Annotated in this window: 14 protein-coding genes; 8 read left to right on the forward strand and 6 right to left on the reverse strand. The window is 38.2% G+C overall.

Going from position 1 to position 15,334, the window contains the following annotated elements:
• Positions 1–106 precede the first annotated feature (106 nt).
• Complete coding sequence (locus tag K6J66_RS02740) at positions 107–1,309, reverse strand: aromatic amino acid transporter (protein WP_038439394.1); 1,203 nt, start codon at positions 1,307–1,309, stop codon at positions 107–109.
• A 185-nt stretch (positions 1,310–1,494) separates the two neighbouring features.
• On the opposite strand from K6J66_RS02740, the gene K6J66_RS02745 reads away from it, so the two are divergent.
• Entirely contained in the window at positions 1,495–2,358 is an 864-nt protein-coding gene (locus tag K6J66_RS02745; protein ID WP_038439393.1) for a YicC/YloC family endoribonuclease, read from the forward strand.
• Positions 2,359–2,367: 9 nt separating this feature from the next.
• On the forward strand, positions 2,368–3,210 hold the full coding sequence (gene ygfZ, locus K6J66_RS02750; RefSeq protein WP_038439392.1) for a CAF17-like 4Fe-4S cluster assembly/insertion protein YgfZ: 843 nt from the start codon (positions 2,368–2,370) through the stop codon (positions 3,208–3,210).
• Positions 3,211–3,253: 43 nt separating this feature from the next.
• Here the strand turns inward: ygfZ and serA are convergent, their stop codons facing one another.
• The 4 genes from serA to lon form a co-directional block, all read right to left on the reverse strand.
• Positions 3,254–4,486, reverse strand: a complete 1,233-nt coding sequence (gene serA, locus K6J66_RS02755) for a phosphoglycerate dehydrogenase (protein WP_011272073.1) — start codon at positions 4,484–4,486, stop codon at positions 3,254–3,256.
• Positions 4,487–4,515: 29 nt separating this feature from the next.
• Positions 4,516–5,175: a ribose-5-phosphate isomerase RpiA gene (gene rpiA, locus K6J66_RS02760; RefSeq protein ID WP_038439389.1), complete on the reverse strand. Its 660-nt coding sequence runs from the start codon at positions 5,173–5,175 to the stop codon at positions 4,516–4,518.
• A gap of 133 nt (positions 5,176–5,308) precedes the next feature.
• Positions 5,309–6,460, reverse strand: coding sequence for a radical SAM family heme chaperone HemW (hemW, locus tag K6J66_RS02765; protein ID WP_038439388.1), 1,152 nt, complete (start codon positions 6,458–6,460; stop codon positions 5,309–5,311).
• Between the two features lie 116 nt (positions 6,461–6,576).
• Positions 6,577–8,988, reverse strand: coding sequence for an endopeptidase La (lon, locus tag K6J66_RS02770; RefSeq protein WP_040034485.1), 2,412 nt, complete (start codon positions 8,986–8,988; stop codon positions 6,577–6,579).
• A gap of 192 nt (positions 8,989–9,180) precedes the next feature.
• Between lon and K6J66_RS02775 the strand changes: the two genes are divergently transcribed.
• Positions 9,181–10,056, forward strand: coding sequence for a VirK/YbjX family protein (locus K6J66_RS02775; RefSeq protein ID WP_038439386.1), 876 nt, complete (start codon positions 9,181–9,183; stop codon positions 10,054–10,056).
• A gap of 48 nt (positions 10,057–10,104) precedes the next feature.
• On the opposite strand, the gene mazG is transcribed toward K6J66_RS02775, so the two are convergent.
• Positions 10,105–10,896, reverse strand: a complete 792-nt coding sequence (gene mazG / locus K6J66_RS02780; protein WP_038439385.1) for a nucleoside triphosphate pyrophosphohydrolase — start codon at positions 10,894–10,896, stop codon at positions 10,105–10,107.
• Between the two features lie 131 nt (positions 10,897–11,027).
• Between mazG and pyrR the strand changes: the two genes are divergently transcribed.
• The 5 genes from pyrR (at position 11,028) to K6J66_RS02805 (ending at position 15,320) form a co-directional block, all read left to right on the forward strand.
• Positions 11,028–11,567, forward strand: a complete 540-nt coding sequence (pyrR, locus tag K6J66_RS02785; RefSeq protein WP_005656508.1) for a bifunctional pyr operon transcriptional regulator/uracil phosphoribosyltransferase PyrR — start codon at positions 11,028–11,030, stop codon at positions 11,565–11,567.
• Between the two features lie 75 nt (positions 11,568–11,642).
• Positions 11,643–12,578: a peptidylprolyl isomerase gene (locus K6J66_RS02790; RefSeq protein ID WP_005656507.1), complete on the forward strand. Its 936-nt coding sequence runs from the start codon at positions 11,643–11,645 to the stop codon at positions 12,576–12,578.
• Positions 12,579–12,647: 69 nt separating this feature from the next.
• Positions 12,648–13,691 (forward strand): endolytic transglycosylase MltG, encoded by a 1,044-nt coding sequence (gene mltG, locus K6J66_RS02795; protein WP_038439384.1) that lies wholly within the window; start codon positions 12,648–12,650, stop codon positions 13,689–13,691.
• 16 nt (positions 13,692–13,707) lie between these two features.
• Positions 13,708–14,340 carry a dTMP kinase gene (tmk, locus tag K6J66_RS02800; RefSeq protein ID WP_038440230.1) on the forward strand — a complete coding sequence of 211 codons (633 nt, stop codon included), beginning with the start codon at positions 13,708–13,710 and terminating at the stop codon, positions 14,338–14,340.
• Positions 14,337–15,320 (forward strand): DNA polymerase III subunit delta', encoded by a 984-nt coding sequence (locus K6J66_RS02805; protein ID WP_038439383.1) that lies wholly within the window; start codon positions 14,337–14,339, stop codon positions 15,318–15,320. Before tmk ends, K6J66_RS02805 begins: the two co-directional genes overlap by 4 nt.
• Positions 15,321–15,334 lie beyond the last annotated feature (14 nt).

Raw genomic sequence — 15,334 nt, forward strand, 5'->3', positions numbered from 1 at the left:
TTGTATGAGATTAATGATAAGTTTTGTCTGAAATTTTTATCTAAATTAATTAGGATAATATTTACTCTTTTTTAGATAAAAAGTGCGGTAAATTTTTAGTTTGTTTTTAACCTACAACAAAGGGTAAATAACCCGCACGAATCGCAAATGGAATGGATGTAATGATCACGCCTAATACCAATACGATAATTAAAGTCAGATTTCCTCCCCACACTTTGTATGGCAAATTAGCGTGGGCACGACGAGCTTTCCAAACAAGGCTAACTGGCAATACTACGGCGTAGAATGCAAACATTTGACCTGCGTAGCCTAGTGCTAAAATAAAACCTTCTGGGTAAAATAATGCAAAAACAAGTGGTGGAATAAAAGTCAGTAAACCAAGTGAAATTCTACCTGCTGTAACGTTAAATGAACGTTTTAGTAAATCTTCAATACATTCTAATAATCCTAATCCCACACCTAAGAAAGAAGTGATAAGTGCTAATGTAGAAAATAATTTTACCGCACTTGCGATCACATTGCTTCCAGTGATGGTGAAGGTTGCTTTTACTAAGCCATTTAAAGTCGCATCTTCTTTTAAGATTTGTAAAAATTCATTTTGTGTAAGCAAGCCGTGCGTGGATAGTTGCCATAGAATATAAGCACAAAGTGTTATGGCAGAGCCGACCAAAATAGAGAAGCGCAATGCTTTTACATTGCCATCTAAGTATTTATTTAAACTTGGAATGGAACCGTGGAAACCAAACGCCGTGAAAAATACAGGGCTTGCAGAGATAATTAAAGCCTTATCAATTGGCGTCGCCATTAAGTTATCAAATTTGATTTCTGGCAACATTAAGCTTAACACCACGGCAAAGGCAGCAAGCATAACGAAAAATAACACGCGATTAATTTTATCTACGCTATGTGTGCCGATGACGATAAATGAACCGAAAATCACGGTAAATAATAAGACGCTAACTTTATCGCCAAAACTTTCTGGTAATAAATCTTTTAGTAGTGAACCGCCACCGCTGATATAAGCGGCAATTAATGCATATAAGAAAATAATTAGCACGGCTGTGGCAATAATGCGTCCTGCTTTACCAAAATATTGTTCTGCAAGTGTGCCGATACCTGCATTACTTTCCGCAGTTTGATAGAGCTCAACGAATAAAAGTGCGCTAAAAGTTAATAATGCCCAAAGCCCCAATAACAAGATTAAAGTAAAGCCGAAGCCAATGCCAGCGGAAGTGAGAGGCATAGCCAACATTCCCGCGCCAATCATCGTGCCAGCAACAAGAAGTGTGCTGCCTACAGTTTTGTTCATTTTTGTTTCCTTATAGTGTAATAAAAAATTTACGATAATTGTATTGTATAATTTACACCGTGTAAACAACAGAATACAAAATATCTTTATTATTTACCGCACTTTTCTTTTCCCTTTCTGTGTTCATCTCGTTACAATACTTAGCGAATCAACTAAGACAAAGCTAAGAGAAAATAGGAGAACTTATGATTTACAGTATGACCGCCTTTGCACGCCTTGAAGTGAAAAAAGATTGGGGTGATGCGGTATGGGAAATTCGTTCCGTTAATCAACGTTATTTAGAAAACTTTTTCCGTTTGCCCGAGCAATTTCGCGGATTAGAAAACACGTTGCGTGAGAAACTTCGTCAAAGTCTTACTCGCGGTAAAATTGAATGTTCTCTACGCATTGAAACAAAAAAACAAGCAAATGCTGAGTTGAATTTAAATAAAGAGCTTGCGAATCAAGTGATTCAGTCTTTGCAATGGATTAAAGCTCAGGCTGGAGAAGGTGAAATTAATTTGACAGACGTGCTGCGTTATCCTGGTGTGGTGGAAGCGCAAGAGCAAGATTTAGATGCGATTAGTCAAGATTTATTGACAGCCTTTGATGATTTACTGACAGATTTTATTGCAATGCGTGGTCGTGAGGGGGAAAAACTGGACGACATTATTCAACAACGTTTAGATTCCATTGCAGTGGAAACGGATAAAGTGCGGTCACAAATGCCAGCAGTTTTACAATGGCAGCGTGAACGTTTATTGCAACGTTTTGAAGATGCTCAACTTAATCTTGATCCGCAACGTGTGGAACAAGAAATGATTTTACTGGCTCAACGCGTTGATGTGGCGGAAGAGCTAGATCGTTTACAAATGCACGTGAAAGAAACCACGAATATTTTGAAAAAAGGCGGTGCAGTTGGACGTAAATTAGATTTTATGATGCAAGAGTTGAATCGTGAATCCAATACCCTTGCGTCTAAATCCATTAATGCGGATATCACGGCTTCTGCGGTGGAGCTAAAAGTGCTTATTGAACAAATGCGTGAGCAAATTCAGAATTTAGAATAGGAAAGCAGAATGTCTCAATTTATTTCTCTTACTCAATATCAGCTGATTGAAGTACAGGGTGCGGATGCAGAAAAATATTTGCAAGGGCAATTAACTTCTGATGTTGTGCGATTAGCAAGTGGCGTAACGACACTTACAGCTCACTGTGACCCAAAAGGTAAAATGAATGCAATTTACCGTTTGTTTAAAGTAAGTAGTGAACAATTCTTTTTGCTCGTTAAGAAAGATATTTTGTCAAGCGGGCTAGATGCCTTGAAAAAATATGCGGTATTTTCAAAAGTCAGTTTTGATTTACGTGATTGGCAAATCATTGGCGTAATAGGTGAAAAATGTGGAAAAATTACACCGCACTTTTCATTAGAAATTGATGGACAGCGTTCAATTTTATTAAATGAAACTGAATTGCCCGTGAATTTTAATGGCGATGAAAAAATTTGGGAAATAGCTGATATTCAAGCAGGATTGCCAAATTTAAGTCCTCAAACGCAAAATGAATTTATCCCACAAGCCCTAAATTTACAGGCTATTGAGCAAGCAATTTCTTTTACCAAAGGCTGTTATATTGGGCAAGAAACCGTGGCACGTGCGAAATATCGTGGGGCAAACAAACGTGCAATGTTTATTTTTAAAGCGCAAACTCAGCAGGAAGTGGAAATTGGCAGTGAAATCGAAATGCAGATTGAAGCCAATTGGCGTAAGACTGGCACGATTACAAGTGCGGTCAATTTAGACGGTATTTTATGGTTGCAAGTTGTGATGAATAATGACATGGATTCAGAGCAACAATTTAGATTGCCGAGTAATGAAATACTGTTAGAGCGAGTGCAGTTACCTTATTCGATTACTGAATAAGAAAGCAAAAAAGATCAGGCATTAACCTGATCTTTTTTTGTATTTAGTAAAGTACACGCGCACGAATTGTGCCATCAATTTCCTTCAATTTTGTCAGTAATGGCGATGCATCATTCGTTTCTACATCAACGACAACATAACCAATTTTTGGGTCAGTTTGTAAATATTGTGCGGCAATATTGAGGTTGGCTTCGACGAAAATTTGGTTCAGTTTGTTCAATATACCAGGGCGATTTTCGTGAATATGCAATAAGCGTTTTGTTCCCTCGTGCTCTGGTAAAGAGACTTCTGGGAAGTTTACCGAAGAAAGGGTTGAGCCATTATCTGAATATTTAACAAATTTGCCTGCCACTTCAAAACCGATATTTTCTTGTGCTTCCGCTGTTGAGCCGCCAATATGTGGCGTTAAAATCACATTATCAAATTCGCGTAATGGCGAGACAAATTCTTCATTAATTGAAGCAGGTTCAACGGGGAATACATCAATTGCGGCACCCTGAAGTTTCCCGTCTTTTAAGGCTTGAGCGAGAGCATCAATATCTACCACAGTGCCACGCGCAGCATTGATCAAAATTGCCCCTTGTTTTAATTGTGCGATACGCGTTGCGTTCATTAAGTTTTTGGTAGATGGCAGTTCTGGCACATGTAATGAAACCACATCGCAAGAACTGAGTAATTCTTCAAGGCTACGAACCTGTTTTGCATTACCGAGCGGAAGTTTATTTTCAATATCATAGAAATACACATCCATGCCTAATGATTCGGCAATAATACTTAATTGTGAACCAATGTGGCCGTAACCAATAATGCCTAATTTTTTACCCCGCACTTCATAAGAGCCAGTCGCGGATTTATTCCAAACACCACGATGTACTTCGGCATTAGCCTGTGGCACATTACGCATAAGTAATAAAATCTCGCCTAATACAAGTTCTGCGACGGAACGAGTGTTTGAGAATGGGGCATTAAATACAGGAATTCCACGCGCTTTTGCCGCATTTAAATCCACTTGATTTGTACCAATGCAGAAACATCCAACTGCGATTAATTTGGGTGCAGCTTCAATCATTTCTGCGGTTAAATGGGTGCGAGAACGCAAGCCAATAAAGTGTGCATCTTTAATGGCTTCTTTTAATTCATCGCCATCCAGTGCTTTTTTATAGTAATCAATATTGCTATAGCCTGCCGCGTGGAGCGTATCAAGTGCGCTTTGATGCACACCTTCAAACAATACAAATTTAATTTTTGATTTGTCGAGTGAAACTTTGTTTGTCATATTTGCTTCCTTATGATTTTTATTATGAATTAGTCAATAATTTTGGCACCTTCAGGCGTGCCGACGATTACAACATCTGCGCCACGCAATGCGAATATCCCATTAGTGACGACACCTGCAACATTGTTTAATTCTTTTTCCATTTCAACTGGATTTAAAATACTGAAGTTGTGTACATCTAAAATCACATTGCCATTATCTGTAACCACGCCTTCACGATACTCAGGTGCGCCACCAAGTGCGACTAATTTTCTGCCCACTTGTGAACGAGCCATTGGAATAACTTCAACTGGCAATGGGAAAGTCGAACCTAACACATCCACTTGTTTACTAGAATCTACAATACAAATAAATTTTTTCGCTAATGCAGCGACAATTTTTTCACGAGTGAGTGCCGCACCGCCGCCTTTAATCATCATTTTTTGTGGATTGATTTCATCTGCACCATCCACATAAATATCTAAGCTAGAGACATCATTTGCATTAAATACTTCGATCCCTTGTTTACGTAATAATTCTTCTGATGCTTTTGAAGCCGCAACTGCGCCTTGAATTTTATTTTTGATTGTACCCAAAGCCTCAATAAAGCAGTTCACTGTGGAGCCACTGCCCACGCCAACAATTGTGTCAGCTTTTACATATTCTAATGCAGCTTGTGCGGCGAGTTTTTTCATTTCTAATTGATCCATTTCTTTTCCTTATCTTAATAAGTAAACGATTGCGTTACTTTATTACGAGCCTATCTAATAAACAAGTATAATTTTTTAGCGGACGTTTTTCTCAAGCAATGTTATTTCACGACTAAGTTATTTCAGGACTAGGCTATTCTTCCGTTAAAAATAATTCCAATAGTTCATTGAGAAATAATTTGCCTTGCTCAGTGATTTGCCAAGAATCAGCGTTTCCCACAATATAGTTTTGTTGAATGGCAAAATCAATTTGATTTTTTACCGCACTTTGCGACAAGCCTGTGTAATCTTCAAATTCTTGTTTGGGTACCGCTTCTAACAAACGAAAGCGATTCATAAAAAACTCAAAAGGGCGGTCAATTTCTTGCACGTTTTTTTCTTCGTAAAGATATTCGCCACGCAAATAACCTTTCGGGTGTTTGGTTTTAGAAAAGCGAGTAATCTCGCCATTCGGAAACGTCAATTTCCCGTGTGCGCCACAGCCAATGGCTAAATAATCCCCAAACCGCCAATAATTCAAATTATGTTTACACTGAAAACCTGTTTTTGCGTAAGCTGAGGTTTCATATTGCTGGTAGCCTGCCGCCGTTAAAAGTTGGTGACCTTGCTCAAAAATATCCCAAAGCGCATCATCATCTGGCAATTTAGGTGGGCGGTAAGCAAACATCGTATTTGGCTCAATAGTGAGCTGATACCAAGAAATATGGGGAGGGGATAGCTCAATCGCTTGACGAAGATCATCTAAAGCTTCTTCCAACGTTTGGTTCGGTAAGCCGTGCATTAAATCTAAATTGAAACTTTTTAGTCCAGAAACTTTCGCTAAATTGACCGCACTTTTTGCCTCTGTTGCATTATGAATTCGCCCAAGACGCTGTAATTTGTCATCATTAAAACTTTGTATTCCCATAGAAATTCGCGTAATGCCTGCAGATACATAACCTTTAAAACGTTCAGCTTCTACCGTGCCAGGATTAGCTTCTAATGTAATTTCAATGTTATCTTCAAAATCAATCTGTTTTTTTATTTCTTTTAAGAGGTGGGCAATACTTTCTGACGAAAACAAACTTGGCGTACCGCCACCAATAAAAATCGAATGGAGTTTTCGTTGTTGAATGGAATTTTTAAAGCGTTGTAAATCAGCCTGCAAATCTTGCAGAAGATGATAAATATAGTCTTGTTCTGGTATATCGCCTTTTTGTGCGTGTGAATTAAAATCACAATAAGGACATTTTTGAACGCACCAAGGAATATGTATATACAAGGAAAGTGGAGGAAGTTGTAGCATTGTGTTATTAACAAGTTTTCAATTTGGAAAAGTATAAATTAACCTTGTGTAAAGATGAAATTTTCATCTCTAAAGTCAATAAAAGGGCTTGTTTTCACAAGCCCTAAAACATTCAATTAATTGACCGCTCTTTCCGATTTACTCGTCACTTTACGGCGTGGTGCTTTAGGTTTAGCCTCCACTTTAACAAATTCAATGCCTTCTGGTGGATTTTCCAACGCAAGACCAAGCACTTCATCAATGGTTTCTACCGCATGAATTGCAAGATTTTGTTTCACGTTTTCTGGAATTTCTTCGAGATCTTTAACGTTTTCTTTTGGAATTAATACGGTTTTAATTCCACCACGATGTGCTGCAAGAAGTTTTTCTTTTAATCCACCGATTGGTAATACTTTACCACGTAAACTGATTTCTCCCGTCATTGCCACATCAGCACGCACAGGATTACCTGTTAAACAAGAAATTAATGCAGTACACATTGCAATACCTGCACTTGGGCCATCTTTTGGTGTTGCACCATCTGGCACGTGAATGTGAATGTCACGTTTTTCGTGGAATTCAGCATTGATACCCAGTTTATCCGCACGAGCACGCACAACGGTCATTGCCGCTTGAATGGATTCTTTCATCACATCGCCTAATGAACCAGTGAAAGAAAGTTTTCCTTTGCCCACAACAGAGGCAGTTTCAATAGTGAGTAAATCGCCCCCCACTTCTGTCCAAGCTAAGCCAGTTACTTCGCCAATACGGTTTTGCGTGTCAGCTTTACCAAATTCAAAACGTTTTACGCCAAGATAATCGTGCAGATTATCTGAATTTACCGTGATAGATTTAAGTTTTGGATTTACTAATAAATTTTTCACGGCTTTACGGCAGATTTTTGAAATTTCACGTTCTAATCCACGTACGCCCGCTTCACGTGTGTAATAGCGGATAATATCTAAAATTGCACTTTCTTCTACGGTAAGTTCGCCTTTCTTTAAACCATTACGTTCAATTTGTTTTGCTAATAAATGGCGCATTGCGATATTAAGTTTTTCATCTTCTGTATAACCAGAAAGACGAATAACTTCCATACGATCCAATAATGGGCCTGGAATATTCATAGAGTTTGATGTTGCCACAAACATCACATCAGAAAGATCATAATCCACTTCTAAATAGTGATCGTTAAATGTGGTGTTTTGCTCGGGATCTAATACTTCAAGCAACGCTGATGCAGGATCACCTCGCATATCGGATGCCATTTTGTCGATTTCATCAAGCAAGAATAATGGATTTTTTACGCCCACTTTTGCCATCTTTTGAATTAATTTACCTGGCAATGCACCAATATAGGTTTTACGGTGACCACGGATTTCTGCTTCATCACGCACGCCGCCTAATGCCATACGTACATATTTACGACCAGTAGCATTGGCAATAGACTGACCAAGAGAAGTTTTACCTACACCTGGAGGACCAACTAAACAAAGAATCGGGCCTTTCACTTTGTTTAAACGCGCTTGTACTGCTAAATATTCAAGAATGCGTTCTTTTACGCGATCTAAACCATAGTGATCGGTATCTAAAACTTGCTGTGCTTTAACAATGTCTTTTTTCACTTTAGAACGTTGATGCCAAGGCACTTGGATCATCCATTCAATATAACTGCGTATTACCGTTGCTTCAGAAGACATGGCTGACATCATTTTAAGTTTTTGTAATTCATTTTCTACTTTGTCGCGTACATCAGCTGGCATGCCTGCCGCTTCCACCTTTTGATGCAGTTGTTCAACTTCATCAATGGTATCTTCATTTTCGCCACCATCCATTTCTTTACGAATGGCTTTAATTTGCTCGTTCAAATAATAGTTACGCTGGCTTTTCTCCATTTGTTTTTTGACACGACCGCGAATCCGTTTTTCCACTTGGAGAATATCAGCCTCTGATTCCATCATACCAAGCAAATATTCTAAACGTTCTTGCACATTAGCGAGTTCTAACGCATTTTGTTTATGGCGAATGCTTACAGGGAGATGGGCAGCCATTGTGTCAGCTAAGCGATCAACATCATCAATACGTTGAAGGGCATTGAGAATATCTGTAGGCACTTTTTTGTTGAGGGTAAGATAATTTTCAAACTCAGAAAGCACCGCACTTTTTGCCACTACTAACTCTTTTTCATCGCCATAAGTGGTTTCAATAGGGGTAATTTTTGCGGAAAAGTACTTTTCGCCGTCTTCAAGGTTGTTAATTTTCGCGCGATTTTGACCTTCAACTAGCACTTTTACTGTGCCATCAGGTAATTTTAATAACTGAATAATGTTAGCAATAGTACCCACATCAAATAAATCTTCAGGGGTCGGTTCTTCTAAATCTGCTTCTCTTTGGGATACCAAAAGAAGCTGTTTGTCATCATTCATTGCTTCTTCAAGGGCATTAATGGATTTTGCACGCCCTACAAAAAGTGGCATTACCATATAAGGAAAAACGACAACATCACGTAATGGCAATACGGGCATTGTACGTTGGGTATTCTTCGCCATAATTGGTCTCTCTTATAATTTCGTTCCGATAATTTGGGTAAATATGGGGGTAGGGAAAAAGGAATTCAAGGAAAAGATTATAACAAAATCTGAGTTATAAAGTGGGTTTTTAACAAAAAAGAATTTTGGCAAATGAAGTGATAATGGCTAAAATAACGAAAAATTTTATTAAATTTCACAAAATATTGAGTTATGTCCACGAAAAATCATTTTATTTTCCCCACTTACGTTCAAATGTATCCTTATTCTAAGGATCGCCCTTTTCTTAAACAAGTGCGGGAAAAATTACGCTATTATGGCTATAAATGGTTATATCAAAAGCAATGTCATCAATTAGTGGATTTCCTTAATACAGAAACGCAATGGCAGTCTTTATTTACACAAGATTATTATCGTACTAATACAATTCTGACGACCTTTTGCGATAAACGTTTTTCTGCTTCAGAACGTTTAACGGCGATTACGGAGAATTTACGTTTGGCAGAAGAAAAAATGGGACGTTCGCTTTGTCAGCAATTATTAGATCAACAAAATATCGTGCTAACCCAATTAACAGAGGATTTGCGTTTATCGTTGAGTATTAATCATATCGATCCCTTTGAAGGATATTTTTCTATTAATATTCGTAATCAAAATAACGAACGAGTATATGATGCGTCTTTCACTTTTTTAAGCCCGAATAAATTGCTTATCGCCTCAATTCAAGGCCCCTCAAGTGGTAATGCTCAAGAACTTGTAAAACAGGCTACAAAAGCATTACACGGTATGCGTCCAATGTTTATGTTGGTTAATGGGTTCAAAATGCTCGCTGAAAAATGGCAATGTGAGTTAGTGGGCATTCCGCACAAAGCGCAAGGAAAATATCGTCTTTCTGCGCGCAGTAAGATTTTGTTTAATTACGATGAATTTTGGCAAGAAAACCAAGGAGAATATTGCCATAACTATTGGCAATTACCTTTGCATATTGAATGCAAACAATTAGAAGATATCGCAAGTAAAAAACGTTCTATGTATCGTAAACGTTATGAAATGTTAGACCAAATGGCACTGGATATTCAGCAACTTTAACGAAGAAAGTGCGGTAAAAATGGGAGAAATTTTTACCGCACTTTTCAATTAGTTTTCTTGTTTTTTCACTTCATCCCACAACAAATCTAATTCAATAAGTGGCACATTATTCACTTGCTTACCTTGTTGTTGAACCGCTTGTTCTACTGCTCGAAAACGACGTTCAAATTTTAAATTTGCTTTCCGCAATGCATCTTCAGGATCACATTTTAAGTGGCGAGCAAGATTGACGGTTGCGAACAATAAATCGCCGATTTCCTCTTCCACTTTATCTTGTTCAATTGACGTGCGGTTAATTTCAGCTTGAACTTCTTCTAATTCTTCCCGCACTTTGTCAAATACGGGTGAAATTTCTTCCCAATCAAAGCCTACTTTTGAACAACGTTTTTGTAATTTTGCTGCTCGCGTAAGAGAAGGCAAAGCACGAGGTACATTATCTAAAATAGAGGTTTCTGCACTTTTACCTTGTTTTTCTTTGGCTTTCATTTCGTTCCAACGGGAAAGGGCTTCTGTTTCGTCTCCCGCTTTTGCATCACCAAACACATGAGGATGACGGCGCACAATTTTTTCAGCAATATCTTGCAATACATCGTCAAAAGTAAAGTATTTATCTTCTGTAGCAAGCTGGCTGAAGAAGACGACTTGTAATAATAAATCCCCTAATTCTTCGCGTAAATTTGGTATGTCTTTTTTCTCAATCGCTTCGATTACTTCGTAAGTTTCTTCCGTTAAGCAAGGAATCATGGATTCATAATTTTGTTTTAAATCCCACGGGCATCCGCCATTTGGATTGCGAAGTTGGGCGATGAGTTGAATAAAATTTTGAATGGAGTAGCGCATAATTTGGTTTCCTTTGATGGAATGTTTTGGATAGTATAACGAACAAGAAAAATGGTGCAAATGCCGTCGCTTTTTAGGCGTATTTTCTTTATACTTTGCGCATTGAAATACTATTGATAAAGCTGGGAAAAATGGAAAAAATTATTATTGATCATGATCGTTTTCTTCGCACAATTTCGCGTATTTCTCACGAAATTATTGAAAAACATCAAACCTTAGATGATCTTGTTATTGTTGGGATTAAACGCCGTGGCGCGGAAATTGCAGAATTATTACAACGTCGAGTTGAAGAGTTAAGTGGTATAAATTTACCTTCAATGGAACTGGATATCACCTTTTATCGCGATGATTTAACCTTGGTTGATCAGGAAGATAAAATGCCAGTTTATAGTGGTTCATCACAATATTTGAATATTCAAGATAAAACCGTCATTTTGGTTGATGATGTGTTGTTTACTGGTCGAACCATTCGATCGGCAATGGATGCGCTTACTGATTTTGGTCGTGCGGCAAAAATTGAATTAGTGATTTTTGTTGATCGTGGTCATCGTGAATTACCCATTCGTGCTGATTACGTAGGTAAAAATGTGCCAACAAGCCGTGATGAACTTGTGCAAGTTCGCACTGAAAAACAAGATGGCTGTTACGAAGTTGCTATTCTAGGGAAATAAATCTTATCTATTGTGAACCTTCAATAGAATTGTTACTCTAACCAACGTTATGGACTCTTTTTTGATGAGATGAAAATGAAAAAATTTATTCTAAAATCTTTTTTATTGGCTACTTTGGGATGTGTCGCTTTCGCTTCTATGGCACAAGCGGAGGAACGTGTCGTAGCAACAGTAGATGGTATCCCTGTTTTAGAAAGCCAAGTGCGTGCCAATATGGGTAAAAAAGGTGATCGCCAAAGTGCGATTGATAAAATTATTGATGATATTTTGGTGCAAAAAGCAGTTCAAGAATCGGGAGTCAAAATTGATCCGCGTGAAATTGATCATATTGTGGAAGACACCGCGGCTAGAAATGGCTTAACTTATGGTCAATTTTTGGATGCGTTAGATTATCAAGGCATTTCATTAAATGCATTTCGTCAGCAAATTGCTAATCAAATGGTGATGGGGGCTGTACGCAACAAAGCTATTCAAGAAAGCATTGATGTAACGCGTGAAGAAGTTGTCGCACTCGGTCAAAAAATGTTAGAAGAAGCGAAAGAAAAGGGTACGGCACAGAAAGTTATGGGGAAAGAGTATGAAGTTCGCCATATTTTGTTAAAACTTAATCCATTGTTAAATGATGCTCAAGCAAAAAAACAATTAGCTAAAATTCGTTCTGATATTATTGCAGGTAAAACAACTTTTGCTGATGCCGCATTAAAATATTCTAAAGATTATTTATCGGGTGCGAATGGCGGTAGTTTAGGTTATGCGTTCCCAGAAACTTATGCACCACAGTTTGCGCAAACCGTCGTGAAAAGTAAACAAGGTGTGATTTCTGCACCATTTAAAACTGAGTTTGGTTGGCATATTTTGGAAGTAACTGGCGTACGTGATGGCGATCTTACAGCAGAAGCCTACACACAAAAAGCATATGAACGTTTAGTCAATACTCAATTACAAGATGCGACGAACGATTGGGTTAAAGCATTGCGTAAAAGAGCGAATATTCAGTATTTTAATAAATAACAAAGTATCAAAAATAAAGGGGCTTAATTGCCCCTTTTGTTGTTTTTTATTTTCTCTTTCTTATAGCTTATGAAGAAATTTTTAATTGCGATTTTACTTTTAATTTTGATTTTAGCGGGCGCGGCGAGTTTTGCTTATTACAAAATGACTGAATTTGTAAAAACACCAGTAAATGTGCAGGCAGATCAACTTTTAACTATTGAACGTGGCACAACAGGTTCAAAATTAGCCACACTTTTTGAGCAAGAAAAGTTAATTGCTGATGGGAAATTATTACCTTATTTGCTGAAGTTGAAACCTGAGCTAAATAAAATAAAAGCAGGGACTTATTCTCTTGAGAATGTTAAAACTGTGCAAGATTTACTGGATTTGCTTAATTCAGGTAAGGAAGTGCAGTTCAATGTAAAATGGATTGAAGGAAAGACCTTCAAGGATTGGCGAAAAGATCTCGAAAATGCACCGCACTTGGTGCAAACCTTGAAAGATAAGAGTAACGAAGAAATTTTCACATTACTTGACTTGCCAGATGTCGGTCAAAATCTTGAACTAAAAAATGTGGAAGGTTGGCTTTCTCCTGATACTTATAATTATACGCCTAAATCCACAGACTTGGAGCTACTGAAACGCTCAGCAGAGAGAATGAAAAAGGCGTTAAATAAGGCTTGGAACGAGCGTAACGAGGATTTACCTTTAGCGAATCCTTATGAAATGTTGATTTTGGCTTCTATCGTAGAAAAAGAAACGGGTATTGCTAATGAGAGAGCAAAAGTGGCCTCTGTATTTATCAACCGTTTAAAAGCAAAAATGAAATTACAGACGGATCCAACGGTAATTTATGGTATGGGCGAAAATTACAATGGGAATATTCGCAAAAAAGATTTAGAAACCAAGACGCCTTATAATACGTATGTGATTGATGGATTGCCGCTAACGCCTATCGCTATGCCAAGCGAAAGTTCGTTACAGGCTGTTGCAAAACCTGAAAAAACAGATTTTTATTATTTTGTGGCAGATGGTTCTGGTGGGCATAAATTTACCCGAAATTTGAATGAACATAATAAAGCGGTGCAAGAATATTTACGCTGGTATCGCAGTCAGAAAAATGCCAAATAAGAGTGCGGAAGAAAATATGAAAGGAAAGTTTATTGTCATTGAGGGCTTAGAAGGTGCGGGAAAAAGCTCTGCTCATCAGTCTGTTGTGCGAGTCTTGTATGAACTTGGTATTCAAGATGTCGTATTTACACGAGAACCTGGTGGAACGCCACTGGCTGAGAAATTACGCGATCTCATCAAACATGAAACCGAAGAACCCGTGACAGATAAAGCAGAGTTATTAATGCTTTATGCGGCTCGTATTCAGTTGGTGGATAACGTGATTAAACCTGCTTTAATGCAAGGAAAATGGGTGGTAGGTGATCGCCACGATATGTCATCTCAGGCGTATCAAGGTGGCGGACGTCAATTAGACCCTCATTTTATGCTCACCTTGAAAGAAACCGTATTAGGTGATTTTGAGCCAGATCTCACCATTTATTTGGATATAGATCCGCGCGTCGGTTTAGCTCGAGCTCGTGGACGTGGTGAATTAGATCGTATTGAACAAATGGATTTGGATTTTTTTCACCGTACTCGAGCACGCTATTTAGCGTTAGTAAAAGATAATCCAAAAGCGGTCGTAATTAATGCAGAGCAGAGTATTGAACTTGTTCAAGCTGATATCGAAAGAGCGGTAAAAAATTGGTGGAAATCAAACGAAAAATGACCGCACTTTACCCTTGGCTAATGCCAATTTATCATCAAATTGCTCAAACCTTTGACGAAGGGTTGGGGCATCATGCTGTGCTGATTAAAGCTGATTCTGGTTTAGGCGTGGAAAGCTTATTTAATGCACTTGCACAGAAAATAATGTGTGTAGCTCAAGTCGATAAACCTTGTGGTCAATGCCATTCTTGTCATTTAATGCAAGCCCATAGCCATCCAGATTATCACGAATTAAGCCCTATTGACGGTAAGGATATTGGCGTTGATCAAGTACGCGACATTAATGAAATTGTTGCGCAGCACGCACAACAAAATGGCAATAAAGTAGTGTATGTGCAAGGAGCGGAACGTTTAACGGAAGCCGCTGCCAATGCGTTATTGAAAACATTGGAAGAGCCTCGTTCAAATACTTATTTTTTACTTCAAACAGATAGTTCGTCAAGTTTGTTGGCAACCATTTACAGTCGTTGTCAAGTGTGGAATCTGTCCGTGCCTAATGAACAAATGGCTAGTGATTGGTTGAAATCAGAAAGTGCGGCAGAAAATCAGGAAATTTTGACCGCACTTGCGATGAATCTTGGGCGTCCGCTTTTAGCATTAGAAACGTTACAAGAAGGATTTATTGAACAGCGTAAAAACTTTTTGCGTCAATTTTGGGTGTTCTATCGCCGACGTTCGCCATTGGAATTGCTTCCGTTGTTTGACAAAGAACGCTATGTTCAGCAAGTGGATTGGGTTTTGGCTTTTCTTTCTGATTGTTTAAAGCATAAACTTGAAATTGATAGTCATCGACAAGTGGCTGATCTTGGCCGTGGTATCGAACAATTCAGCGATGAGCAAACTGCCCTTGGTTTATTACAAGCAATCAAAATTATGCAAAAAGTGCGGTCAGATTTGCTGACTATTAATGGCGTGAATGTTGAATTGATGCTATTAGATGGCTTGACGCGATTAGTCACTGACGTATTTGAAACGCAATAAGTTAAAGATATATC

It is taken from the genome of Haemophilus influenzae (assembly GCF_019703545.1).
Taxonomy (GTDB): domain Bacteria; phylum Pseudomonadota; class Gammaproteobacteria; order Enterobacterales; family Pasteurellaceae; genus Haemophilus; species Haemophilus influenzae_E.

Bases quoted from the DNA above. Each gene is read 5' to 3' on its own strand.
- K6J66_RS02740 (WP_038439394.1), bottom strand. From the start codon at position 1,309: ATGAACAAAACTGTAGGCAGCACACTTCTTGTTGCTGGCACGATGATT.
- K6J66_RS02745 (WP_038439393.1), top strand. From the start codon at position 1,495: ATGATTTACAGTATGACCGCCTTTGCACGCCTTGAAGTGAAAAAAGAT.
- ygfZ (WP_038439392.1), top strand. From the start codon at position 2,368: ATGTCTCAATTTATTTCTCTTACTCAATATCAGCTGATTGAAGTACAG.
- serA (WP_011272073.1), bottom strand. From the start codon at position 4,486: ATGACAAACAAAGTTTCACTCGACAAATCAAAAATTAAATTTGTATTG.
- rpiA (WP_038439389.1), bottom strand. From the start codon at position 5,175: ATGGATCAATTAGAAATGAAAAAACTCGCCGCACAAGCTGCATTAGAA.
- hemW (WP_038439388.1), bottom strand. From the start codon at position 6,460: ATGCTACAACTTCCTCCACTTTCCTTGTATATACATATTCCTTGGTGC.
- lon (WP_040034485.1), bottom strand. From the start codon at position 8,988: ATGGCGAAGAATACCCAACGTACAATGCCCGTATTGCCATTACGTGAT.
- K6J66_RS02775 (WP_038439386.1), top strand. From the start codon at position 9,181: ATGTCCACGAAAAATCATTTTATTTTCCCCACTTACGTTCAAATGTAT.
- mazG (WP_038439385.1), bottom strand. From the start codon at position 10,896: ATGCGCTACTCCATTCAAAATTTTATTCAACTCATCGCCCAACTTCGC.
- pyrR (WP_005656508.1), top strand. From the start codon at position 11,028: ATGGAAAAAATTATTATTGATCATGATCGTTTTCTTCGCACAATTTCG.
- K6J66_RS02790 (WP_005656507.1), top strand. From the start codon at position 11,643: ATGAAAAAATTTATTCTAAAATCTTTTTTATTGGCTACTTTGGGATGT.
- mltG (WP_038439384.1), top strand. From the start codon at position 12,648: ATGAAGAAATTTTTAATTGCGATTTTACTTTTAATTTTGATTTTAGCG.
- tmk (WP_038440230.1), top strand. From the start codon at position 13,708: ATGAAAGGAAAGTTTATTGTCATTGAGGGCTTAGAAGGTGCGGGAAAA.
- K6J66_RS02805 (WP_038439383.1), top strand. From the start codon at position 14,337: ATGACCGCACTTTACCCTTGGCTAATGCCAATTTATCATCAAATTGCT.